22 protein-coding genes are annotated in these 23864 nt (G+C 48.5%); 17 read left to right on the forward strand and 5 right to left on the reverse strand.

What is annotated here, in order from left to right; genetic code table 11:
* The first annotated feature begins 45 nt into the window (after nucleotides 1–45).
* Entirely contained in the window at nucleotides 46–666 is a 621-nt protein-coding gene (locus tag FHT67_RS25615) for a hypothetical protein (protein ID WP_167201750.1), read from the forward strand.
* A gap of 41 nt (nucleotides 667–707) precedes the next feature.
* Here FHT67_RS25615 and FHT67_RS25620 read toward each other — a convergent pair whose 3' ends face one another.
* The 3 genes from FHT67_RS25620 to FHT67_RS25630 are packed head-to-tail and all read right to left on the reverse strand — an operon-like array spanning nucleotide 708 to nucleotide 4175.
* The gene (locus FHT67_RS25620; RefSeq protein WP_132309439.1) at nucleotides 708–1763 is read right to left on the reverse strand and encodes a Ger(x)C family spore germination protein; all 1056 of its coding nucleotides are present in this window, start codon (nucleotides 1761–1763) and stop codon (nucleotides 708–710) included.
* The gene (locus FHT67_RS25625; RefSeq protein ID WP_167201751.1) at nucleotides 1760–2926 is read right to left on the reverse strand and encodes a GerAB/ArcD/ProY family transporter; all 1167 of its coding nucleotides are present in this window, start codon (nucleotides 2924–2926) and stop codon (nucleotides 1760–1762) included. The genes FHT67_RS25620 and FHT67_RS25625 overlap by 4 nt, the downstream gene beginning before the upstream one ends.
* Nucleotides 2856–4175, reverse strand: a complete 1320-nt coding sequence (locus FHT67_RS25630) for a spore germination protein (protein ID WP_167201752.1) — start codon at nucleotides 4173–4175, stop codon at nucleotides 2856–2858. Before FHT67_RS25630 ends, FHT67_RS25625 begins: the two co-directional genes overlap by 71 nt.
* 133 nt (nucleotides 4176–4308) lie before the next feature.
* Here FHT67_RS25630 and FHT67_RS25635 point away from each other — a divergent pair, with 133 nt between their 5' ends.
* The 6 genes from FHT67_RS25635 (at nucleotide 4309) to FHT67_RS25660 (ending at nucleotide 10074) form a co-directional block, all read left to right on the forward strand.
* Nucleotides 4309–4872 (forward strand): TetR/AcrR family transcriptional regulator, encoded by a 564-nt coding sequence (locus FHT67_RS25635; protein ID WP_132309445.1) that lies wholly within the window; start codon nucleotides 4309–4311, stop codon nucleotides 4870–4872.
* 313 nt (nucleotides 4873–5185) lie between these two features.
* Nucleotides 5186–6079: an oxidoreductase gene (locus tag FHT67_RS25640; protein WP_167201753.1), complete on the forward strand. Its 894-nt coding sequence runs from the start codon at nucleotides 5186–5188 to the stop codon at nucleotides 6077–6079.
* A gap of 51 nt (nucleotides 6080–6130) precedes the next feature.
* Nucleotides 6131–6460, forward strand: a complete 330-nt coding sequence (locus FHT67_RS25645) for an antibiotic biosynthesis monooxygenase family protein (RefSeq protein ID WP_132309449.1) — start codon at nucleotides 6131–6133, stop codon at nucleotides 6458–6460.
* A gap of 442 nt (nucleotides 6461–6902) precedes the next feature.
* Complete coding sequence (locus FHT67_RS25650; protein ID WP_167201754.1) at nucleotides 6903–8441, forward strand: MDR family MFS transporter; 1539 nt, start codon at nucleotides 6903–6905, stop codon at nucleotides 8439–8441.
* Nucleotides 8442–8825: 384 nt separating this feature from the next.
* Nucleotides 8826–8966 carry a hypothetical protein gene (locus tag FHT67_RS25655; RefSeq protein ID WP_165930728.1) on the forward strand — a complete coding sequence of 47 codons (141 nt, stop codon included), beginning with the start codon at nucleotides 8826–8828 and terminating at the stop codon, nucleotides 8964–8966.
* A gap of 190 nt (nucleotides 8967–9156) precedes the next feature.
* Complete coding sequence (locus tag FHT67_RS25660; RefSeq protein ID WP_167201755.1) at nucleotides 9157–10074, forward strand: tyrosine-type recombinase/integrase; 918 nt, start codon at nucleotides 9157–9159, stop codon at nucleotides 10072–10074.
* On the opposite strand, the gene FHT67_RS25665 is transcribed toward FHT67_RS25660, so the two are convergent.
* Complete coding sequence (locus FHT67_RS25665) at nucleotides 10071–10709, reverse strand: cysteine hydrolase family protein (RefSeq protein ID WP_167201756.1); 639 nt, start codon at nucleotides 10707–10709, stop codon at nucleotides 10071–10073. The two genes, FHT67_RS25660 and FHT67_RS25665, sit on opposite strands and share 4 nt — an antisense overlap.
* 176 nt (nucleotides 10710–10885) lie before the next feature.
* Here FHT67_RS25665 and FHT67_RS25670 point away from each other — a divergent pair, with 176 nt between their 5' ends.
* From FHT67_RS25670 to FHT67_RS25710, 9 genes are all read left to right on the forward strand, one after another.
* Nucleotides 10886–12109, forward strand: coding sequence for an NAD(P)/FAD-dependent oxidoreductase (locus FHT67_RS25670; RefSeq protein ID WP_167201757.1), 1224 nt, complete (start codon nucleotides 10886–10888; stop codon nucleotides 12107–12109).
* Nucleotides 12110–12288: 179 nt separating this feature from the next.
* Entirely contained in the window at nucleotides 12289–13008 is a 720-nt protein-coding gene (locus tag FHT67_RS25675; RefSeq protein ID WP_167201874.1) for a metal ABC transporter ATP-binding protein, read from the forward strand.
* Entirely contained in the window at nucleotides 12945–13808 is an 864-nt protein-coding gene (locus FHT67_RS25680) for a metal ABC transporter permease (protein ID WP_167201873.1), read from the forward strand. The genes FHT67_RS25675 and FHT67_RS25680 overlap by 64 nt, the downstream gene beginning before the upstream one ends.
* A gap of 25 nt (nucleotides 13809–13833) precedes the next feature.
* Nucleotides 13834–14781, forward strand: a complete 948-nt coding sequence (locus FHT67_RS25685; protein ID WP_167201758.1) for a metal ABC transporter substrate-binding protein — start codon at nucleotides 13834–13836, stop codon at nucleotides 14779–14781.
* 90 nt (nucleotides 14782–14871) lie between these two features.
* Nucleotides 14872–16053, forward strand: a complete 1182-nt coding sequence (locus FHT67_RS25690) for a GTP-binding protein (protein ID WP_167201759.1) — start codon at nucleotides 14872–14874, stop codon at nucleotides 16051–16053.
* A 126-nt stretch (nucleotides 16054–16179) separates the two neighbouring features.
* Complete coding sequence (locus FHT67_RS25695) at nucleotides 16180–16689, forward strand: GNAT family N-acetyltransferase (protein ID WP_167201760.1); 510 nt, start codon at nucleotides 16180–16182, stop codon at nucleotides 16687–16689.
* A gap of 16 nt (nucleotides 16690–16705) precedes the next feature.
* On the forward strand, nucleotides 16706–17170 hold the full coding sequence (locus tag FHT67_RS25700) for an SRPBCC family protein (protein WP_167201761.1): 465 nt from the start codon (nucleotides 16706–16708) through the stop codon (nucleotides 17168–17170).
* A 108-nt stretch (nucleotides 17171–17278) separates the two neighbouring features.
* Nucleotides 17279–18301, forward strand: coding sequence for an AraC family transcriptional regulator (locus FHT67_RS25705; RefSeq protein WP_167201762.1), 1023 nt, complete (start codon nucleotides 17279–17281; stop codon nucleotides 18299–18301).
* A gap of 89 nt (nucleotides 18302–18390) precedes the next feature.
* The gene (locus tag FHT67_RS25710) at nucleotides 18391–19185 is read left to right on the forward strand and encodes an SDR family NAD(P)-dependent oxidoreductase (protein WP_167201763.1); all 795 of its coding nucleotides are present in this window, start codon (nucleotides 18391–18393) and stop codon (nucleotides 19183–19185) included.
* 55 nt (nucleotides 19186–19240) lie between these two features.
* On the opposite strand, the gene FHT67_RS25715 is transcribed toward FHT67_RS25710, so the two are convergent.
* On the reverse strand, nucleotides 19241–19498 hold the full coding sequence (locus FHT67_RS25715) for a hypothetical protein (protein WP_132309474.1): 258 nt from the start codon (nucleotides 19496–19498) through the stop codon (nucleotides 19241–19243).
* Nucleotides 19499–19841: 343 nt separating this feature from the next.
* Between FHT67_RS25715 and FHT67_RS30715 the strand changes: the two genes are divergently transcribed.
* Complete coding sequence (locus FHT67_RS30715; protein ID WP_481856730.1) at nucleotides 19842–23690, forward strand: fibronectin type III domain-containing protein; 3849 nt, start codon at nucleotides 19842–19844, stop codon at nucleotides 23688–23690.
* Nucleotides 23691–23864 lie beyond the last annotated feature (174 nt).

Consider the following 23864-nt stretch of genomic DNA (forward strand, 5'->3'; position numbering starts at 1 on the left):
GAGGCTTTTTTAATACCAATCATGGATAAAGAGGAGTGGATGCAAATGGGATCCCGCATGATGCATTATTGTATTACATCAGAAGTCAATAAAAGGATTTATAGTTCGCCAGAAGCCCGAATTCATCTGGGAGGTCTCGCTCCCGACTTAACCCATCCCGTTTACGCGCCTAAATCGGTCACTCATTTTGTTCGTATCGATAAGGAGGGCAAGAAGAGGACGGATTACGAGTTTTTCGCCCAGAAATACAAGGACAACTTTGACGATTCCTTTTATGTCGGTTATTTAAGCCATCTAGTAGCCGATCACATCTGGTACGAAACGATGTACCTGAATTTGATCAAGTCTCTTCCGGAAGAGGAGAGGCAAGCCGCGATAGACAAAGGCTACCGTGATTTTAGAAGATTAAACAAATTATTGTTACGAGAATATCCATTATCTCCTCCCATGGAAGTCCCCGTCATTGACAACGTCCTGATCGACGGCTTATATCCGGAGTACATACCGGATATTGCGAACCAGCTTATCGGCGACTTCCATATCGAAGAGCCCTTTTCCCCGGACGATCTGGAAATCTATAGCCTCGACACGATCCTGGAATATATCCGTTTATCCATTGAGGAAACGCTCAAAGTTCTCGATACTACTATACGGATGCGACGATAAACCAGTTGGCAGAAAGCCTTACGGAATTCAAACCGTAAAACTTAGTGCAGTTTAAGATTGCCCGTATTTCTGATGGTTGTTTTCACTTCGAGATTGATTTTGGCCTCGGGCAGATATTTGGTGCGCCACTTCGCCAATTCCGTTCGGGGCAGATCATCCCGGAAATGCTGGCCGATACCAAAGATATCCGCGTTTACGCTTTGAATTTTTTTGAAAATTTGATTCAATATGCGTTGCAGTAGACTTTGCAGTTCCGTCTTGATAACTTCCATCGAAGGCTCACCAATGACGTCCAGGATAATGACCCTCAGTATAAGCCGGCTGTTTAATACAGGCTGATTGTCGACAAACTTACTTTCATGATGGATCCGGGTGCTTGCTATTTGAACGGTAGCTTTGCCCATAACTTCAATCTTTCCATCCAGACTATTCCCGTCAAAGACGTTGTACAACAGGGTTTGATCATTATTCAACCGGCCTACCATTCTTCCGTTCTTAATAATTCCCGCTCCCTTGCTTTGGATAGCGGTTGTCTCGCCCGATTCGATAATTGGCAGAACAACGTCATTGGTATACGAGTGGATGCTTCTGAATACTTTCCACAGCGGCGTATAGGCAATTTCAGGATTCCAACCGGCGTTTTTCTGGAAAAAGTCGTAGATTTCCTTTCCGTCACCGTTATTAAGCAGGTTAATCTTTTTGAAAAATTGATCAAGCGGTTCATCGCAAATGGAAATGACGGTTTTCGGAGAAACGTGACGGGATCGGATGAAACTGGCTGTTACTTCATTTAATCCGTGAATTGCGAATGCTTTATTGACAAGAATGACCTTCAGATGGAGCAAATCGACCTGACTTTCCATGTTCATGGAGATCTGATCAAACGCCGAGCTTATGGAAGAGCCCTTGGCCTTAATTACTTGAATGCCCTGGTCGCTCTCGCTGACCTTAGGGATGTCCAGATAGATCTCATAACTGCCTTGTTCATAGGAGATTCCCATCGCGATCGGTAGTGCCCGGTGGTTAATATCCTTATTATCCCAACATCCGCCGAGTAATCCAATGACAATAAGACTAATCATTATCCGAACCTTCATGAGCTCTTCAACCTTAACCTCATCTTCCTCGCATGCAACAAACCGAGGCATAGAAGAAGGCTTGGCGTTGTAATGGCAACGTACAGCCGCAAGCCCGTATTCCATTGGAAGAAGCTGTCGACTTCTTTCCAATCCGGAATCGTTAGGCAGGTGATAAACGTGATGAAGATAATGGTTGGAATCAGGATATTGGAGCTGATGTTCTTTATGCTCTGTTGGAAGATGCAAATAACTTGCCAGATTGTAACTGCTACAAACAACATGCAGAAAGCAACAATCGAAAGCAATAAGAAGACATTGATCCTCTCAAACATCAGCCAGTTTATTTCAACCGTGTCTACCGCAAAAATATATGGAAACTGCAGCCGACGAGCCGTTTCTTCGCCCAGCTTAAGTACAGGAATGTAGACGGAAACGAGATAAATGGGCAGGAGCAAGAGGCTTGACCAAAATATGGACTTTGGTGTGAAAGCCGCTTTAGGAGGCAGAAATCCAAGCATTAGGAAGCCGCCCGTGTAAGCAAACAAGCTTTTGTAGAAAGAAGGATGACTGAGAAAAGTCAACGCGTTGGTCGCTGGCCATATCGGAAATAAATAATGCCAATCGACATTCTGGAAAGAAGAGACTAGAACAAAAAACATCGGTCCGATAAACAGTACGATAAATAGAACCGATAATCTTAACAGGCCTCCAATTTTCCCGTGAATGGTCATATAACCGGAAATGGCAAGCATGAGAAGCATAAGAATCCATAGAGGCGTGTTGGATAAAAAGGCGATTGAAATAACCTCAGCCAATGACCGAATGCATAATACGATAATCCACATCAAATAGATCAGCATAGGCAGTAATGCTAACCAAGCCAACCATCTATTCTTTTTCATCAGTATATTTACAATACTCTCGCCTTTGAAATAACTTAAACCCTTGAGGTAGATATAAATCATTAGAATATGAAACAAATAACCGGCAAGTACCGGTATCCAATGTGCTTCATTCGCGCATTCAATCACATCCAAAGGATACAAGAAAAAAATCAGCCCCATATGCATGATGATATAGGTCGAGGAAACTTGCAGACTTTTTGACATGTCATTCTCCTTTTGAGCGTCTAAATTGTAAATAGGGAACATCAAGTGTACGAATGCCAGCGAAGTAAGCACATAAAATGACAAGCCCCGATAATAAACCAAGAACTCCGAGGAACGCTGACAAGAACAGCAGCAAATATTTAAATACGCGAATCGAATAGGAATTCCGAAATCCCACTACGGCAGCATTCGCAATGGTTGCGGCCGCAATTACGATGATAAGCAGATTGCTTACCAACTTGGCATCAACCGCTGCTTGTCCAAGAACAATGCCACCAACCATCGTCACCGTGGGTCCTATGCTGGAAGGGAGTCTAATAATAGCCTCCATAATCAATTCCATTATGATTAATAGAAGCAGAGCCTCAACAATGGCGGGGTAGGGGACGTCAAGCCGGCTTCGCGCAATGGAATGGGCTAGCTCAAATCGTAATACATCGGGGTTCACCGATACGAGCGCTACGTATAATCCAGGCACAATTAATGTCGTTAATATTCCAATTAGACGGAGGACTCGAAGCAGCCAAGTATAAACCGGCGGATGGTTCCTGTCGTCTTCCGTAATAAATAAATCCGTAATCAAATTGGGTAATACAATGGAAAACGGAAGCCTCTCCTGAAATAAAACAGCTTTGCCGTCTTTTAATGCTTTTGCAGCGTTTTGAGGCAGCTCATAGGTCATGTAACGGGTAATCATTGAAAACTTCGAAAATCCTAAAATCGAGGAAAGGTCTTGAATGTTGGAAACATCCTTAGCTTGTCCGGATTCAAGCTTCTCTGTGAGCGAATTTAGCAGCTCCGTATCGGTACAGGATTCCAAATAACATAAAATCACCCTTGTCTTCACATGAATGCCGAATGTATAGGTCCTTAATTGGAGGTCCTTCGTATTCAAATGGGAACGAAGCAGAGTAATGTTGGATTCCAGGTTCTCATTAAACGCGCTGTTGGAGCCGCCTACGTTGTTTTCCATAATCGGCATCGCGATTGATCTGCTGTTCGGTTGCGGAATAGGGTATATACTGACATACTGGCCGGAGACATGATGTACGGCAACAAGCATACCGTCCGTAATTTCTGAAATTAATCGATTAGATTCGGCCGGCATGATCTGGCCAAGCCCAGCAAATACATCGACTAGCTCCAGACGTTTAAGGGATGCCGTAAGCAGCGAATCTCGAACCATATATACCGTTTGCGGGAAGTTTATCAATGATTTTAAGCCGGTAATGGTAAAGGTATCAGACGCAATTTGCAACTGCTGGTTTACGTAATCCGGGTAGGTTGAAAAGTGGGCTCTTACTTCATCTATTGCATCCATATTAGCCATGCTCCTCTAAGGTATAAGGTCAAAAAATATTATGCCCTAATTTTCCATTGTTACTCTTGGATGAAGCCGTATCCTTGACACCATACTCGGAAACATACTAATGTTATTGCAAGAGGTGGGACACATGAGCAAAAAGCAGGATATTATGGAGGCTACTCTCGACTTGATCCATGAAGAGGGACTTCAGTCCGTCACGTTCGCCAAGCTATTCAAGCGCGCAAACGTCGGAGCGGGAACGATCTATAATTATTTCGCAAACAAAGAAGAGTTAGTTAATGCGGTGTATAGAGAAGCACGCCTTCTTATGGGAGAATACCTGCTTCAAGACTATAATCCGGAAGCAAGCTTATACGAGCGGTTTAAGTGCTTGCAGTTGAACCGATTAAAATTCGGGATCCGTTATCCGAAGGAATTTTTGTTTATCGACAGTTTTTCGTTTTCCCCCTATATTTCGCCCGAGCTGCGCAACATGGAGGATGCCCGTCAGTCCAGCGAGATCGTTCTTTCCTTGATCGTGGAGGGGCAGAAGCAGGGGATTATCAAGGAGATGGACTCGCATCTGTGCCACCAGCTTATTCACGGAATCATTTCGTCCATACTTAAAGGTTATTACATAGATAAATATCCTTTGGACGATGTTCAGGTTCAACAGATTTTGGAAGCGTCATGGAAAGCCATTTTAGTCTAGCGGCAGCCTTGCGGATCGATTTGAATCCAAGGGCTGTTTTTATTTTTGTTCATATTGGAATATGTATTCCGAAAACGTTTAAGAAGTTTGTTTGTTTTGTTCTTAGGTTAATAAAAGCCAGAGGAGGAATGGATAAAGGGAAAGGCCTCTTAAATAGCCGAAGTACGTTGTGATTTAAGGGATTTTGGCATATGTATAAATATGGTTGGAATAAACATTCCGAAAACTATTGCATTTAAACATCAACGGGACTATACTAACGGTGGAATGAATGTTCCAAGTTAAATCTAAAACAATCAGGAGGTACTTTTATATGTCTAAAGTATGGTTCATTACAGGAAGCTCCCGCGGTTTCGGCCGCAGTCTGGCGGAAGCCGTATTGGCAAACGGAGATCGGCTGATCGCAACCGCGCGCAGAACGGAGCAATTGGCCGATCTGAAAGAGCGTTACGGCAGCCAGGTTCGACTTGTTCCCCTGGACGTTACGAACTACGAGCAGGCGGAGGCAGCTGTTCAAGAGGCGTTCGAAGCGTTCGGACGATTGGATGTTCTTGTGAATAACGCAGGATACGGCAATGTCTCCTCCATTGAAGAAACGCCGATGGAGGATTTCCGGGCACAAACGGAAACCAATCTCTGGGGGGTCGTGAACGTTACGAAAGCCGCGCTTCCGTTATTGCGGGAACAGGGGCACGGGCATATCGTTCAGTTCTCGTCTATCGGAGGACGCTCCGGCGCGCCTGGCCTTGGACCTTACCAGATGTCAAAATGGGCAGTTGAAGGCTTTTCCGAGGTATTGGCGAAAGAGGTTGCTCCTCTTGGGCTCAAAGTTACGTTGATCGAACCGGGCGGCTTCCGTACCGATTGGGCGGGATCCTCCATGCAGCATATCGAACCGCGCGGCGAATACCAAGAAACGGTAGGCGGTCTGCTGAAGCATCTGCGCGATGTAACCGGGAAGGAGAACGGAGACCCGGACAAAGCCGCGCAAGCCATCCTAGCCATTGCAAATGAAGAAAATCCGCCGCTTCGTCTCTTGCTCGGCAGCGATGCTGTCGCCATTGCAAACGCAGTGGATGCCGGCAAGCTGGCTGAAACCAAACGATGGGAGAAGCTGAGCGTATCTACCGACTTTGAAGCAAAAGAGCTGAATCCGCAGGTTACTCGCATGTATGACGAGTTTGAACAGAAGCAAGACGTTGAATGAACGTGAGGGGATTCGCAAATATTATTGAAGAAAATAAAAGGAGTGTGCAGCATGACTCATATTTCCGCCGATCATCCGGTTTTAACTTTTATCAACGTATTTACCGTTGAACCCGAGAATCAGGATCGTCTGGTCGAGCTTCTTACAAGCGCAACGGACGTTTCTGTCCGGTATGCGGACGGATTCATTTCGTCCAGCTTGCACAGGAGCACGGACGGCAAGAAAGTAACGATGTATGCGCAATGGAGAAGCCTGGAGGACTACCAGGCAATGCGGGATGATCCAAAGCCGCTTCCGTATTTGCAGGAAGCATTAAAGATAGCAACATTCGAGCCGGGAATGTACGAGGTTGTCAAAACGTTTGAGCCGGTCAAAGCGTAACAGACTTTTGCCCCAGGGAGGAAATCTCCTTGGGGCATTTTTAGTTAACATAATATAAGTTATGTAATTAACAATAAATTTGACGGACGAATAAAATAAGAATTGACAGGGGAACACCCGTTCTTTAATATATGAATGTACGATTTTCCATTTCCTTGAAGAAAGCGTGATTCGATTGGCAAGGAGGGAATCATTAGAATCCGGAATCCAAAATTCTGGACTATGCAACGAAACAATGTTATGTTACGATGTCATACGTAGGAAACAGTGCGCCAAACCCTATATCATCCTGGAAATTGCGGACGAACCGTTGATTTAGGGGCGGAGAGCTAACGTATTTGAAGATGCAGGCCATTATTTTTTGTCGGAATTCAGGTTTAGCAGAACATTGTTTTAAACCGCTGAAAAGGACTAATGTTACGAAAGAAAGGTTGCGTGTAAATTGGCAGCAAACAAAAAAAGCAACGTTGGGCTTGTTATCGCTGGTCTGTTGCTTAGTATTCTAATGGCGTCGATGGACAATACGATCGTCGCTACGGCGATGGGGAATATCGTTGCCGAACTAGGCGGACTCGACAAGTTCGTATGGGTGACATCCGCTTATATGGTGGCGGAAATGGCAGGGATGCCGATCTTCGGCAAGCTGTCCGACATGTATGGCAGGAAGAGGTTCTTCCTTTTCGGCATCATCATGTTTATGGCCGGCTCCGTATTGTGCGGAACCGCCGGTTCGATTACCGAGCTCGCTCTATTCCGCGCGGTTCAAGGGATTGGGGCAGGGGCTATGATGCCTGTTGCCTTCACGATTATGTTTGACGCGGTGCCCTTGGAAAGCCGGGGCAAAATGGGCGGCATGTTCGGCGCCGTGTTCGGAATGTCCTCTATCTTCGGCCCTTTGATCGGCGCTTATATTACCGACAACTTTGCCTGGGAATGGGTATTTTACATCAACCTCCCGCTAGGCATTATCGCGCTGTGCATGATTGGCTTCTTCTACAAAGAATCGATGGAGCATTCGAAGCAGCCAATCGACTGGTACGGTGCGGCAACTCTTATCGGCGCTATTGTGTGCCTGATGTTCGCTTTGGAGCTTGGCGGCAAAACCTATGCATGGGATTCCGTTCAGATTCTTGGCATGTTTGCCGGATTCGCCATACTGCTGGTTACTTTTCTGTTCGTTGAGACAAAGGTTAAAGAGCCGATCATCTCGTACGCGCTCTTTAAAAACCGGCTGTATTCCACCAGTATATTAAGCGCCTTATTCAGCGGGGCAGCGTTTATCGTCGCTTCCGTATTTATCCCGATCTTTATACAAGGGGTACTCGGCGGTTCGGCAACCAACTCCGGACTCGTGCTGCTGCCGATGATGCTTGGCACGGTAGTTACCGCTACATCAGGCGGTTTCCTGATGACCAAGATGCCGTACCGCAATATTATGGTGGCCACGTTTATTATCCTGGTTGTCGGCTCGATTCTGACTACCACCCTTACGGCCGATTCTTCCCGGTTGATTGTGACAATCTACATGATTCTGATTGGTCTTGGCATCGGCGCTTCCTTCTCGGTACTCGGAAATACGGCCATCCATGGCTTGCCTGCCAGACAGCGGGGGACAGCAAGCTCGACGCTTAACTTTATTCGTTCGCTTGGTATGACAATCGGCATCACGATCTACGGGATTGTGCAAAGCAATCTGTTTACAAGCAAAATGACCGATACGTTTGCGGCTGGAGGCCAAGCCGCTCCGGAAGGCGGCATGCAATTCAAGGATCCTCGCGAAATTCTTGCACCGGAAGCGCGCGATCAGATTCCGCCTGAAGTACTGGACAAAATCGTCCACTCCTTGGCCGATTCAATCGTGGGTACGTTCGCATGGGCAATTATTCCGGCCGTGCTCGCTTTGATTGTTTCGTTCTTCATGGGCCGCAGCAAGCTTGATCCGAATGCGGAGATGGAACAACAAAGCTTTGGCGGGCACTAGCTAAACATAGAGCAGTCGCATTTATTGCGGCTGCTTTTTTTGGCATCCATCATAACATAATATATATTATGTTAACTAAATGACTTTTGGCAGGGGGAACATGACTTCGTTCATGACCCCCGATTAAATGACATGATTCTATAACCAGCCGTTCATGACTTTTTACAGATTTGATCCGATGATATTCTTGTTATACTGAGGCCATGATACAAGAAACCAAGGAGGCGATAGTCATTGAGAGCAGATCTTACTAACCGTTGCCCGGATCGTAATGTCCTTGGACTATCCGACCTTCCGAACGCTGCATCTCTGGATTTTTATTACGAATATGGCTCCAGACCGACAGATGGGGAATATGAACCGAATGAATGGGAGGTATTATTAATGAGAATAAAAGAGCTGTTTGTTTATATCTTGGATAAATTGACCATGAAGCTTAACCAACCCTTGAAGGATCAATCGGCTCAGCCCCAAACGCTTGGCGAGATGATCTACGAGTCTTCGTTATATATGGATGGCGAATAAGTGACAATAAGGAAGACAATATAATCGTTAGAGCAGTCCCTGGGTGCCAGGGGCTGCTTTTTTCATGCTTTTCGGTCCTGCTGCGGCAATTTTAAGCCAGATATGTGCTATAATAAAGTGCGCAAAATCAGAGTTTTGCGTACTTTCGCTTGAGAGCCATTTTTTTATACACAAGATAGGGGAATGCGCGTTGAAAAGGCAGCATGAATTGGAAGATTTGTACGGGAAGCTGACGCAGGCCTTTCGCATCTGGATGAAGCAAGCCGGATACACGGATACCACGCAAAAAGAATATATGAGGGAGGCCTATGCCTATTTGGAATCTCTCGAAGGGGCAGCCGCCGAGCAAGCCGGGAAGATGCATGTCATTTCGTTTCTTGTATCGAAGCAGCGCGGGGCGGGGGACCGTGCGAGGAACCGGACCTTATCGGCAATCCGATCTTTCTATACGGCGTTAATCGATTTCGAGTTGGCCGTACGCAATCCCGCAATGGAAGTGAAGAAATCGAAGACCGAGAAGAACAAGAAGCCGGTTTATCTGGAAGAAGACGAGCTGGCAGCCAGCTTGTCCTGCATTGAAGGGAGATACCGTGCGCGCAATTTGGCCATATTTCTGCTGATGAGCTATTGCGGCCTCCGGGTTGGCGAGGTTCACCGGTTGAACCGGAGCGATTTTAACCCGGTGAGAGGGACCATCGAGGTATTTGGCAAGGGACGGAAGTGGAATGAAATTCCGGTGCCGGAAGAGCTGGCAGCCATCCTTGCCGAAGTCGCGCAGGACCGCCTAACGCCATACAAGGAGCAGGAGGATGCTTTCTTCGTCTCGCAAAAGGGGAGAAGACTGTCGATCCGGCAAATTCAGAAGATTGCCGGTCAAACCTTTGAGGCATTCAAAAGCGTAAATCCCAATGCGGCGAATAAAAAGCTCTCCTGCCATAAGCTGCGCCATACGTTTGCCACCATCTTGCTGAAGAATGGGGTAGATATCCGTGTAGTCAAGGAGCTGCTTGGACATGCCTCAATCGAAACAACGATGATCTACACCCACGTGAACGACGAACAGAAGAAGGACGCCATGGCGACCATCCGATTGCCCGTGAATCTTTAAGTTTGCAGTTGGGGTATGCGGCCGGCGTGCTGTTTCCAGTAATCAATCACGTCGTTTGTACTCGCGGCCATGCCGAAATAAGCATCAACCGTCTTAACCGTCATATCATGCTCTTCCTGAGAAAAGGCTGCGCATGCATCTTTCATGAGGATGATATGATAGTCCCTCATAAAGCCGTCCCTTGCGGTCGATTCGACGCAAAGATTAGTGCTTACTCCCGTCATAATAAGAGTTTCAATTTTTAAGGTCTGCAGAACCGTTTCCAGGCGGGTATGGATAAAGCCGCTGTAACGGTGCTTTTTAACAATGATGTCCGTCTCTTTGGGTGAGACAACAAAAAAATCGGCACCCCAGCTGCCGGTATGGCAAATCGGATTAACGCCATCCTCGAAGCGAGATACCCAAACCTCGGAATCCGTCGCCTTCTCGTGATTGGTTTGCAGGAAGATGACAGGGATGCCATGCTCCCGGGCAGCGTCCAGCAGTGCTTGCAAATCGGGTATCATCTCGCCCGCGGCGCTTACGTCAATCCCGGTTTTGGCGATGGCGCCTTTGGGATGGCAATAATCATTCTGGACGTCAACGACGATAACGGCGGCATTTTTCTGATCAAGTCTTTGGTTTAACTTATCCATTGGTTACACCTGCTTATCGTTTTTTGGATAAATTAGTTTTCCGGAAAAGAATCATTCCTATCCATACGCATATGGATTCCATCAATAAGGAGCCGCTCATTTGTGGCTCTTTATCTGTTAAGAACGGAATTTCCGGGCATAATAATTTCCATTCTAGCCGATACAGGGGGAACGTGATGAATTTACAGTCTGGTACATATTATTGGCCAACAACCTTGCCGGATGCCCCGGCATACCCTTCGCTTCAAGCAGACACGGAATGCGATGTTGCGATTATTGGGGGAGGAAGCTCGGCGGCACAATGCGCTTATTATTTGGCTGAGCAGGGATTAAAGACGGTTGTGCTGGAAAAGGGGAGGATTGGCGGGGGCAGCACAAGCACCAATACGGCCATCATTCAATATTCCGGGGAAAAGATGTTTACCTCGCTTGCCCATACGTTCGGAGAATCATATATCGCTGACCATATCAAGCTGCTGAAACAAGCCATTGACGACATCGAAGCAGCCTCCTTGCTAGTGGAAACGGATTGTGAATTCCGACGTCGCGACACGCTATATTCAGCCAGCTGTCCCGAGGATGTCGATCGATTGCGGAGCGAATACGAGTTCATTAAGCGGCATGGAGCGGAAGTGGACTTCTGGTTAAAGGACAAAATTGAGGCCCATTATCCTTTTAGCAGGGAAGCGGCTATCTACTCCTACCGGGACGGAGAATTGAATCCGTATAAATTCACTCATGCGTTATTCCAATATGCCGCGAATCGGGGAGTCATGGTGTATGAGCAATCCGAAATGAACGGACATCACTATGACAGAGGGCTTCAACGGATGATGATTTCCACTAAAAACGGATATAACGTACAAGCGCGCTATGTCATTTTTGCGGCGGGATACGACAATATGGACATTCGCAAAGAAAAGCAGGCTTCCTTCGTTAGTACCTATACAGTAACTACGCAGCCAGTAACCGATTTCTCAACTTGGCATAATCGGACGCTGCTATGGGAGACGGCGCGTCCTTATATCTATATCCGCACGACGGCAGACGATCGCGTAATTATAGGCGGTCTCGATGAAAACACGATCTATCCCGACGATAGGAACAGTAAACTGATTCATAAAACGTCTTTGCTGCTTCAGGAGTTTAACCTCAGATTTCCTGACATTCCCGTTGAGTCTGCTTATTCGTGTGCGGCCTTTTACGGCGGGATGGTGGACGGTCTCCCGATTATAGGGAAGTACGAGGAATACCCGAATAGCTATTTCCTGCTTGCTTACGGCGATAACGGGACCGTATACAGTCAGCTCCTGTCGAAAATCATTATTCAGGAGATTACCGAAGGATATAGCCCTTATATGGAGCGCTATTTGCAAGATCGACCGCTTTTGACAACCTAAGCAGGCTATGCGACAGGACTTTTCTTAATCGTAATATTGACGATTAAGAAAAGTTCTGTTATTGTTGCTTATACGTAATGATTACGTTCAACACAAGCTGTTGGACTTTTTATTTAGCTATTAATCGTAATCATTACGAAATGCGACTTTGCAATTATATAAACGAAAGGATGATTATGTTGCTGCTTGCCTCACTCCAAGATGTGACCTTTGGGTACGGGGATGTACCTTGTCTCGAAAAGGCGAACATCGAGGTTCACTCGGGAGAATTCATTGCGGTTACCGGTCAGAACGGTGCTTCCAAATCCACCTTGCTAAAGCTTGCTCTGCAGCTGCTTTATCCTTGGCAGGGGGAGGTGAATCTATCCTCGACGAATGCTAACGGCGACAAGCTTGTTGTGGCTTACGTCCCGCAGCAAATAGCTGCCTTTAACAGCGGGTTCCCTAGTCAAGTGACCGAATTTGTACGCTCCGGCCTTTACTCGCAAAGCCGGAATTGGCTTAGAGGCTTAAGTCCTAAGGCTAAACAAGCCGCGGATGAAGCGATGCGGAGCATGGGCATATGGGAACTGCGCAACCGCCGGATCGGAGAGCTGTCCGGCGGGCAGAAGCAGCGAATTTGCATCGCCAGGGCGCTGGCTATGTCTCCTGATTTGTTTGTTCTCGATGAGCCGACAACCGGCATGGACAAAGAAAGCCGGAAAGATTTCTACCGGCTAATGCGGGAGCAGATCGATCAATATGGCAAGACGGTCGTTATGGTGACCCATAACCTGACCGAGCTGGACGGCATGCTGGACCGGATCATATCGCTCGAGAGAAGGGAGGAGGGGGGCTGGAAATGCTGCACTACGACTTCATGCAGCGGGCATTTTTCGCCGGCGGAATCATTGCGTTAATGGCTTCGGTGCTAGGCGTATATTTGCTCCTGAGAAGGCAGGCCTTAATGGCCGATATGCTTTCGCATGTATCGCTCGCGGGGGTTGCTGCAGGTACATACCTTGGGATCAATCCGTCCCTGTCGGGTTTTATCGTAGCCGTTATCGGCGCAATTGCGGTGGAATACGTCCGTAAATCCTACAAAACGTATAGCGAGCTTTCCGTAGCCATTATTATGGTTGGAGGTCTCTCTTTGTCCGTCATCCTGATGACCATAAATAAGACGGTTAACAAAAGCTTCTCCTCTTATTTGTTTGGTTCCGTAGTTGCCGTCAACCGGATGGAGCTGATGATTATGCTCGCAGCCGCGCTTATTGGCGCTTTGTTTTTCTTCCTGCTGCGAAGACCGCTCTATATAGTTTCCTTCGATGAAGAATCCGCCAGAACGAGCGGAATACCCGTTCAGTGGATTTCCCTTGGATTCAGCATAGTTACGGGCATGATCGTAGCCGCAGCCATGCCGATTGTAGGCGTACTGCTCGTGTCCGCACTTATTATATTGCCGGCAGCTCTGTCGGTGCGAATCTCGTCAAGCTTCACCACGGCGATACTTGTATCGATGGGAATCGGCTTAACCGGGACGTTTACGGGATTAACCGCTTCCTACGAGTTAAGTACGCCTCCCGGAGGCACCATTGCTTTTGTTCTTTTAATCTTTTTAGTGGCAGGTTTGAGCTTGAAAAAGCTGCTTGCGCTTGGATCCAAGAGATCCAGCAAGGTTGCGAGTCCGGAATTGCCCGTATCCCGCGGTCAATTATAAATCAAATTTGGAGGTTCTTTATATTATGAAATCCTGGTTGAAAAAATCGATCGTGCTGGGAGCAGGATTGTCTTTCATCCTGACCGGTTGCGGCAATCAAGCAAAAGAGGCAGCAAGTACGGAAAGCATGCTGAAGGTGGTCACAACCTTTTACCCCATGTATGAATTCAGCAAGCAGGTTGCGGGCGACCATGCGGAGGTTGTTGCCTTGATTCCTTCCGGAGCCGAGCCGCACGACTGGGAACCAAGCGCTAAAGACATGGCTGCCATTAAAGACGCGGATGTATTCGTCTATAACGGCATCGTGGAAGGCTGGGTCGATAGCGCGTTATCCAGCGCGGCGAGCGAGCAGCGTGTAGTCGTTGAGGCGAGCAAAGGCATCTCTTTGATGGAGGGAGAAGAGCATGAGCATGGGGAAAAGGAAGAGCATTCTCATGAGGAAGAGTCGCACCTGGATCCCCATGTTTGGCTGGATCCGGTACTTGCGCAGCAAGAGGTAAGAGCAATCCAGGCTGCGTTGGAACAGGCGGATCCCGGCAATAAAGAGGATTACGAGAAGAACGCGGATCAATATATCGCGAAGCTGCAAGAGCTGGATCATGCTTTCAAGGAAGCCTTATCAAACGCCAAGCATAAAGAATTTGTTACCCAACATGCGGCATTTGGTTATCTGGCAAAGCAATACGGACTCACCCAAGTTCCGATTTCCGGATTATCGCCGGAGCAGGAGCCTTCCCCGGATGAGATGGCGGAGGTTGTTGAGTTCGCGAAGGAGCATCAGGTTCGGACGATTTTCTTCGAAACGCTGGTTGATCCGAAAGTCGCTCAAGTTGTGGCAGACGAGATAGGCGCGGAAACGGCTGTGCTTAACCCGCTTGAAGGGCTGACCGCGGAAGACATCCGGAATAACCTGGACTACATCGGCATCATGACCCATAATCTTGAGGCATTAAAGGCAGCGCTCAACAAATAATTCGACGATGCAAGGGTAGATACGCTGGGATGAAGCCCGGCTTTTTCTACCGCAATAAATCGTAATAATTACGTAAATGGAGATGACGTTATGAGAAAAATACCCGTAACCGTTCTAAGCGGCTATTTAGGCGCCGGCAAAACGACGGTTCTCAATCTTGTTCTGAATAACCGGCAAGGCATGAAGGTTGCCGTTATAGTAAACGATTTAAGCGAAGTAAATATAGATGCGAGACTTATTAAAGAAGGAGGCGGCCTTTCCCGTGCCGATGAGAAGCTGGTGGAAATGTCGAACGGCTGTATCTGCTGCACGCTTCGGGAGGATTTGCTTCTCGAAGTGGAACGATTGGCTTTGGATGGGCGATTCGACTACATATTAATCGAGTCTACCGGCGTAGGCGAGCCTGTCCCCGTGGCTCAAACCTTTACCTATATCGATGAAGAACAAGGAATCGATTTATCCCGTTTCTGTCAGCTTGATTGTATGGTAACGGTTGTGGATGCGAACCGGTTCTGGCATGATTTTTCCTCAGGGGAGTCGCTGCTCGCCCGGAGTCAGGCTGTGGGAGACGAGGATACGCGCGAAGTCGTTGACCTGCTTATCGACCAGATTGAATTCTGCGATGTATTGCTGCTTAACAAATGCGACATGATCGAAGAGGATGAACGGGTTGAATTGGAAGGCGTGTTAAGAAAGCTCCAGCCACGCGCCAAGCTGATCCGAACCGTTAACGGGCAAGTGAATCCGGCGGAGATATTAAATACAGGCTTATTCGACTTCGATGAAGCCAGTCAGTCTGCGGGCTGGGTGAAGGAGCTGTCAAAGCCGGAGCATACGCCGGAAACGGAGGAGTACGGTATCTCTTCCTTCGTCTACGAGCGCGTTAAACCTTTTCATCCCGGAAGGTTGAAGAAATGGCTGAAAAACTGGCCGGAAGATGTCGTGCGGGCCAAAGGAGTCATGTGGGTCGCTTCGAGAAACAATATCGGCCAAACGATTAGCCAAGCCGGTCCTTCTATTCAATTTGGTCCGTCCGGTTATTGGATCGCCGCGCTGCCGCAAGCGGAACAGGACATGTACCTTCGGGAGTATCCGGAGGTACGTGACGGCTGGTCTCCTGAGTATGGCGACCGTATCAATAAAGTCGTATTTATCGGCATAAAGATGGACCGGGAATCCATAAACGAAACACTGGACGCATGTCTCTTAACCGAAGCCGAGATGCTGGAAGACTGGTCCCGATTCAAGGATACGCTGCCGGATATCCGTTAGATTGGCGGGAAGCCAGCCATTTTCGATAATGGCTGGCTTTTTTATTGTTCGCGAACGAGAACGCATGAATTTAAAGAAGGGATAAGGTAAAATGGAACTATAAATCGGAATAGGGAGGTACCCCGGATGAAGATAGATATTAGGAAGGTCCATACAGCGGAACAAATCGCCGAGGTTGCCCGCTTGGCGGAGCAAATCTGGCGCGAGCACTACGTATCCATCATTACAATCGAGCAGATTGATTATATGATTGAGAAATTTCAATCCGTGTCCGCGATAACCGGCCAGATTGAGAATCAGGGCTATGAATATTGCCTGCTGCAGCAACAAGACGGCACTGCCGCTGGTTATTTGTCTTTTCGAGCAGACAACGGGAAGCTGTTCTTAAGCAAATTTTACGTATCCAAGGAGCATCGCGGCCAAGGCTATGCCAGTCAAGCGATGCAGTTTATCGAGCAGCTGTGCATAGAACGCGGATTAAGCCATATTTGGCTGACGGTTAACCGGGATAATGCATCCAGTATCGCGGTTTATGAGAAAAAAGGCTTCATCAGCGTGAGGGAGCAAGTTGCGGACATTGGCAATGGCTATGTGATGGACGACTTTATTATGGAAAAGAAATTGGCATTCGCGTAAGATCGGAGGTTCTCCTGTGCCCGTTATCGTACAAACCCTTTTTATCGAAGCGCCAATCGACGTTTGCTTCGATCTTTCCCGCAGCATAGAGCTTCACATGTCGTCCACTTCTCAAACGAAAGAAAGAGCGGTGAAAGGCCGGACAAGCGGGTTAATCGAACTCGGGGAGACCGTCACCTGGGAAGCCGTTCATTTCGGAGTTCGCCAGCGGCTTACGGCCGTTATTTCGGAATACGAGCGGCCATACCGGTTTGTGGATGAAATGGTCGAAGGCGCCTTTAAACGGTTCAAGCATGAGCATCGTTTTGAATCCCGTGACGGCGGAACGCTGATGACGGATATATTCGACTATACTTCACCGCTGGGGCCGCTTGGCAGTTTAGCCGACGTCCTTTTTTTGCGTTCTTATATGGAACGATTTCTTATGCAACGAAATGAGTGTATCAAGCTGCAAGCCGAAACCGAAAATTATAGGATCTGATCATTTTACGGGAATGTTTAAGGATCTAGAGATAATATAAGTTACAGAAAATATATTATGTAAACTTATCATGAATACATGGAATCCCGAAAGAAGGAGTTAAACAACATGATCTCTCATGACCGGATTAAAATCCCGCCGGGATTCTGGAACGGATTGCGCGAAATAGGCTTTTCCATGCAGGAGATTACGGCTAAGGCGCAACTTATGCCAGCTCAAATCGAGAGGCCGGAAGGAGTAACGATCACGGAGTATTTTGCGATATGGCAGGCGTATTCCGAGCTTGTTGGCGATATTTCCGAAGCGGTTGTTAAGCTTTCAACCGCATTTGACACTACGCAATATCCGCCTTCTATGTTAGCCACATTCCATGCCCGCGACTATCGCGATGCCTTAAACCGCATGGGAAAATATAAAAAGCTTTGTCCTCCCGAGAGTCTTCAAATTAAGGAGGAGGGGGATGATTGCCGCATTCAACTAAGCTGGTCAGACCCGCAGCAGCCCGGACCGCCGATGCTGGCGGCGATTACGCTAGCGACTCTGCTGGAGCTTGGCCGCAGAGGTACAGGCCGGCTTATTCATGCTAAGCTTGTTGAATTTTCATTTCCTTTAATGGATACCGGTACGCTCGAGACTTATTTCGGCTGCCCCGTCCGATTTGGCGCGGATACGAACAGATTGACGTTAAAAAGAAGCGATTTGAACCTTCCTTTTCTTTCGTATAATGAAGAAATGCTCGAGATTTTGACTCCCGCTCTCGAGCATACGTTGAACGAACGGCAAAGCAACGATTCCTTCGTACTAACCGTCGAAAGAATAATAAAACACGGGCTGGCAGGCAGTCGTCCGGATATGCTGATCGTCGCCAGGGATCTTGGCATGAGCGAACGTACGCTTCAGCGCAGGCTTGCGGAAGAAGGGACAAGCTTTAAGAAAATTTTGTCGCATGTCAGACATGAAATGGCTTTGACTTATTTAAAGGATCCTTCTCTCGAGATTCATGAGGTGGCCTTTCTAACGGGTTATGAAGATCAGAATTCGTTCTATCGGGCGTTTCGGTCATGGGAAGGGGAGACGCCGGCGAATTGGCGGATCAAGCAAAACAGCCAGTCTGTTCCATTGGCGCGTTAAGCAAGAAAATTGGCGGGGAGAGCTAGTTACCAACGGCTCCGTACAAGATAGTATAATCTCTATCCCAAGCAACAAAGGAGATAGAGAATATGGATATGCGATTATCGAACAAAACGGCGTTAGTGACCGGATCAACGAAAGGCATTGGTAAAGCCATAGCTATAGAACTGGCAAGGGAAGGCGTCGATGTGTGGATTAACGGCCGCGACGAAGCAGAGACCAATCGAATCGTTGAGGAGATTAAAGCACGATTCCCGGCGACCTCTCCGCAAGGTGCAGCAGCCGATCTAACGAATAAGCAGCAGCTTGAAGCTCTATTCGAGAGGCTCCCCCAAGTGGATATCGTGGTGAATAATGCGGGCATTTACGAAATCATGGCTTACGAAGACGTCGGTCATGAAGTCTGGGAGCGGTATTTCCGTACGAATGTGCTTGCAGCCAATGATCTATGTAAATATTATTTGCCCAAAATGCTGAGCAACGGCTACGGCCGCATTCTCTTTATCGCAAGCGAAGAAGCGCTTATGCCCTCAGGCCAAATGCCGCAATATGCGATGACCAAATCAATGCTGTTATCGTTAACCAAAAGCTTGTCCAAATTAACCGCAGGAACGGAAGTGACGGTTAACTCCATCTTACCGGGGCCAACGCTCTCCGAAAACGTTTATCGGATCATCGACCAGCTCTATTCGGATGAAGCAATTCCTTTTGCGGAGAAAGAGAAGAGATTTATGGCCGCCAATCTTCCCCAATCGGAAATTCAGAGATTCATCAGGCCAAGCGAGATTGGCAGACTGGCTGCTTTTGTATGCAGCCCGGATGCTTCTGCCTTTAAGGGTTCGCCTATCCGGATGGATGGAGGGATGGTGCCGACTATTTTCTAAAACCGGTAACAATAAAAAACAGCTGCCTCAAGAACTTACTTGGGCAGCTGTTTTCTTATGCTTTTGGTTCGTTAATCTTATACTTTACTTTCTCTTCATCGCTTAATGTATAGAAATGCGTCACGCTGCGGAGAAAGGTCGTCCCGTCTTCTATTTTGACCATATCGTCGTTGTAGGCAATGATCGGAAGGGGCGGTCTTAAGCGCATCCGGTCCTGATAGACGATAACAGGCTCTTTGGAAGCCATCACTTTCCGGATATCCTCATCCGTTTTTAGCTCGTTTGCGGCTGTAATGTGAGGGGTTTCGATCATAAAAGAACCTCCTAGTATGTTTTCTTCAAAAGCATTCTTTCGCTATCAAGACAAGACATTGAGTACTAGCATGTCCCGTTCTAGACCGGAACATTCCTGCCGGATCGAAAAAAGTTATTCTTTTCTGCCGCTCCATTTTCCTGCTGCAAACCTTTACTCCCATATAGTGGATTCATTTTCCTAGCTTCACTTGTTTAAGGGGTGAAAATCTGTGTTTTGCTAGGTTGTGATTCCACTCCCAATCGCTGAGAATGGGAACCACAAACGTTGAAGGGAGGTTAATGATAAGCAACCGAGAATCACTTCATGAGCAAACCTATTCGAGAAGGAGAAGTGAACCTTTATGCGCACGATGGGAGTAAGGAACAAGCAATTTTTTATTCTCTTTATGAGCTTTCTGCTGGTGCTTGGGAGCATGCCCCTTGCGAATCGTCCGGCATCAGCCGCGGCAACGACTATCAGCAATGTGACGATGAACACCGCAAATCCAGCGATGTACGACAAGTACGAAATGACTTTTAATTTAAGCTCTACGTATACTAATCCGTTTAACCCGGATGAAGTGAGCGTAAACGCGACGATTACTACTCCTTCGGGAACCGTGGAGTCCGTACCGGGCTTCTATAAATCCAATTCCTCTCCGAACTGGGCTATCCGTTATTCCCCGCGGCAGTCGGGCGTACATAGCGTTACGCTGAGCGTCACGGATGCCAACGGAACGGGAACCTCGTCGACGTATACGTTTACGGCGGGTGGACCAGGCAGCAACCGGGGGTTCATGACCGCGCAAGGCGACCGGTTCGTTGACAGCTTTGGTTCCCAACTGACGCTGCTCGGCACCAACTTTGCCTGGAACAACACATCGGACTCGACTGCGGTTACTACAGAGATTCCGAATCTGCTGCCGGCCAAGATGAACTTCCTGCGCGTCTGGTATTCCTGCTGGTGGAGCAGCTTCGCTCCGGAATGGGGACCCATTACGGCTAACGAAGCCGGTCTGACGATCAATTACGCCGGCATTGGCAAGTACCAGCTGGATAATCAGGCCCGCATGGATCAAATGCTGGACACCGCGGCTGCTAACGGCGTTTACATTATGCTGACGATGAACAGCTTCGGGGATATGTACTACCAATGGAATGTAAACGCATACAACCAGGCGAATGGCGGTCCTTCCACGTATTCGGAGAACAATACGGACTTCTGGACGAATCCGACGGCCATCTCGTATCAGAAGAAGCTGCTTCGGTATATGTTTGCCCGCTTCGGTTACAGCAGAGCGCTTGGCATGCTGGAGTATTGGAACGAGTCCGACAATCGCGTGGATACGTCTGCAGCGAACCGCGCAAGCTGGCATGCAACGATGGATAACTACTGGAAGAGCCTGGACTTCTACCACCATCCAACAACAACAAGCTTTGCCTGGAAGGACCACGCCGGTTCCGGCCAGCAATCTTGGGAGACCTTAACGACGCTTAGCGCTACGAATGTACACCGATACGATTCCAGCGCAAACGTCGTGGACGCATGGGAGCAGCAAATTGACAATCTGCACGCCCTTGCACCCGGCAAACCTGCTTTCATCGGGGAAGTAGGGAAGGCGGATACCGACCAGACGACGGATTCCACAATAGACGAATATATGCATAATGCGCTGTGGGGACCGATATTCCGCGCGGGAGCGGCTGGAGGCAGCTTGTGGTGGACGTTTGAGACCGGCTTTGCGCTGCCGGCGAATTTCAAAGCCATCTACACGCAGCTGGCGAACTTCATTCAACCGGAAGAGGACCATCTGATCAACATGCCGTTTGTCGATTACGGCTTGCAGTCCAACAATACGAAGATCGGCGGCTTCAAGGACAATTCACGTGCTTACCTGTGGATTAATGATACGCAAGCCAATCATACCGTATCGAGTCCAAGAACAGTAAGCGGCATGAGCTTTACCATTCCGATGCCGAACAACTACTATAACGTCACTTACTACAATACGTACACCGGAACCTACGGAACTACTAGCAGCGTCCAGGCTGCCGGCGGCAATCTGGTCTTGAATAACGTGCCGGCCTTCAGCCGCGATATCGCGGTGAAAATCGAATGCGAAGGCTGCAACGCGCCGGATACAACGGCCCCTGCAGCGCCAACAAACCTGACTTCCCCTTCGAAAACCGATACAACGGTAACGCTTTCTTGGTCGCCGTCGACGGATAATGTCCGCGTGACGGATTACGATGTCTATCGCGGTTCGGCAAAGCTCGGTTCGACGGGAGGAGCAACAACGTATACGGCAACAGGACTGACGGCAAACACCGCTTACTCCTTCACCGTTAAAGCCAAGGATAACGCGGGGAACGAGTCCGCGGCCAGCAGCGCGCTTAACGTAACGACAAACCCGCCGGATACAACGGCTCCTTCGGCTCCTTCCAATCTGGCATCGCCTTCAAAGCTGGATATTTCGGTTACTTTATCGTGGTCAGCGTCAACAGACAATGTCGGAGTGACGGCCTATGACATTTACCGGAACGGAAGTCTTGCGGGAACGGTGAGCGGCACCGCAACAACCTTCACGGATACGGGCTTGACTCCTTCAACCGCGTATTCCTATTACGTGAAAGCAAGAGACGCGAGAAACAATACGTCCGCGGCAAGCGGTACGATCAGCGTAACGACGCTAACGCCGATTCCGGTGAACAAGCTGCAGAATCCGGGCTTTGACACGAGCAACAGCAATAACAAACCGGATCAATGGATTTGCGAGAATGATTACTTCTGCTACCGCGATACGGCAGTCAAACGCAGCGGCACCGCTTCCATGAAGATGACTGGCGACAGCGGTCCATGGCTTGCTTTCTATCAGGACGTCGCCGCGGCAGCAGGGTCTGCTTATACCTTCGACGGCTACTACAACGCAGCCGCGAACAACGGAACCACGATTGAATTCAGGCTCAGATTTCTGGATGCTTCGAATACCGTTTTGCAGGATAACCTGCTTTACACGCATACGGGAACCAACACCGGCTTCGTCAATATTAACGGCACCCGCACCGCTCCTGCGAACACAGCTAAAGCCCGCGTTTACATTTACATGAAGGACCTGCGAGGCGCGCTTTATTTCGACGATTTCTCCTTGACTGACGGGAGCGGAGGGACTGGACCTGCGGATACAACCGAGCCAACGTCTCCGACCAATCTGACATCGCCGGCGAAAACCGCAACAACCGTTGATTTATCCTGGACGGCCTCAACCGACAATGTTGGCGTTGCCGGCTATGATGTTTATCAAGGCGCGGCGCTGATTGGCTCAACAACAGGAGCGACAGCTTATCAGGCAACCGGGTTGACCGCAGGCACGTCGTACACCTTCACGGTAAAAGCGAAGGATGCGGCAGGCAATGTTTCGGCGGCCAGCAGCGCGCTTAATGTGACAACAAACGCTGCTGCCGATACGACGGCCCCTACCGCGCCAACCGGCTTAACTTCGCCTTCGAAGACCCAAACCACCGTCAACCTGTCCTGGACGGCATCGACCGACAACGTTGGCGTTACGGGCTACGATATTTATCGAGGCGCAGCGTTGATCGGGTCAACAACAGGAGCGACAACCTATCAGGCAACCGGGTTGACCGCAGGCACGTCGTATAGCTTCACTGTAAAAGCGAAGGATGCGGCAGGGAATGTCTCAGCGGCTAGCTCCACGCTTAACGTAACGACGGACGCGGCAGCGGGCGGCAGCGGCAACCTGCTGGCAAACGCCGGCTTCGAGACGGATAACGGCAGCAATCGGCCGGCTTCCTGGACCTATGAGCAGGATTATTACGTATCCCGCAATACGTCCACCTACCGCTCGGGTTCCTCATCCATCCGCATTAACGGCGATACCGGTCCATGGTTTGGCTGGTATCAGGACGTATCCGCAACTGCGGGTAAATCCTATACCTTTGACGGCTACGTGAATATTACCGCCAACAATGGCAGCACTCTTCAATTCAAATTGCAGTTCCTCGACGCCTCGGGTTCGATGCTTGCCGACAATACGATCACGACCTACAGCGGCACAACGACATCCGGCTGGGCTAACGTACACGGCTCGTATACCGCTCCTGCCAATACAGCCAAAGTCCGCATTTATACGTACTTCAAAGATATGCGCGGTACGTTCTTCTTCGACGATTATTCGCTTACAAGCAATTAAGCAATTAAGCACTAGTTAAGGCGGCTCCGTTGCGGGGCCGCTTTTTTTAGCGCGATTGGGATTATAAATAGACCGTCTAACAGACAAAATGCGGTGTTTTCAAAAAAAACCGCACAAATCATGATTCACAAGCCGTGTAGAAGGTACTATACTTATTCCTAGATAATGATAATC

The organism is Paenibacillus sp. BK720 (assembly GCF_011761545.1).
GTDB lineage: Bacteria > Bacillota > Bacilli > Paenibacillales > Paenibacillaceae > Pristimantibacillus.

Coding starts and splice junctions, on each gene's coding strand:
- FHT67_RS25615 (WP_167201750.1), top strand. CDS start 46: ATGGGATCCCGCATGATGCATTATTGTATTACATCAGAAGTCAATAAA.
- FHT67_RS25620 (WP_132309439.1), bottom strand. CDS start 1,763: ATGAAGGTTCGGATAATGATTAGTCTTATTGTCATTGGATTACTCGGC.
- FHT67_RS25630 (WP_167201752.1), bottom strand. CDS start 4,175: ATGGATGCAATAGATGAAGTAAGAGCCCACTTTTCAACCTACCCGGAT.
- FHT67_RS25635 (WP_132309445.1), top strand. CDS start 4,309: ATGAGCAAAAAGCAGGATATTATGGAGGCTACTCTCGACTTGATCCAT.
- FHT67_RS25640 (WP_167201753.1), top strand. CDS start 5,186: ATGTCTAAAGTATGGTTCATTACAGGAAGCTCCCGCGGTTTCGGCCGC.
- FHT67_RS25645 (WP_132309449.1), top strand. CDS start 6,131: ATGACTCATATTTCCGCCGATCATCCGGTTTTAACTTTTATCAACGTA.
- FHT67_RS25655 (WP_165930728.1), top strand. CDS start 8,826: ATGAGAATAAAAGAGCTGTTTGTTTATATCTTGGATAAATTGACCATG.
- FHT67_RS25665 (WP_167201756.1), bottom strand. CDS start 10,709: ATGGATAAGTTAAACCAAAGACTTGATCAGAAAAATGCCGCCGTTATC.
- FHT67_RS25670 (WP_167201757.1), top strand. CDS start 10,886: ATGAATTTACAGTCTGGTACATATTATTGGCCAACAACCTTGCCGGAT.
- FHT67_RS25685 (WP_167201758.1), top strand. CDS start 13,834: ATGAAATCCTGGTTGAAAAAATCGATCGTGCTGGGAGCAGGATTGTCT.
- FHT67_RS25690 (WP_167201759.1), top strand. CDS start 14,872: ATGAGAAAAATACCCGTAACCGTTCTAAGCGGCTATTTAGGCGCCGGC.
- FHT67_RS25695 (WP_167201760.1), top strand. CDS start 16,180: ATGAAGATAGATATTAGGAAGGTCCATACAGCGGAACAAATCGCCGAG.
- FHT67_RS25705 (WP_167201762.1), top strand. CDS start 17,279: ATGATCTCTCATGACCGGATTAAAATCCCGCCGGGATTCTGGAACGGA.
- FHT67_RS25710 (WP_167201763.1), top strand. CDS start 18,391: ATGGATATGCGATTATCGAACAAAACGGCGTTAGTGACCGGATCAACG.
- FHT67_RS25715 (WP_132309474.1), bottom strand. CDS start 19,498: ATGATCGAAACCCCTCACATTACAGCCGCAAACGAGCTAAAAACGGAT.
- FHT67_RS30715 (WP_481856730.1), top strand. CDS start 19,842: ATGCGCACGATGGGAGTAAGGAACAAGCAATTTTTTATTCTCTTTATG.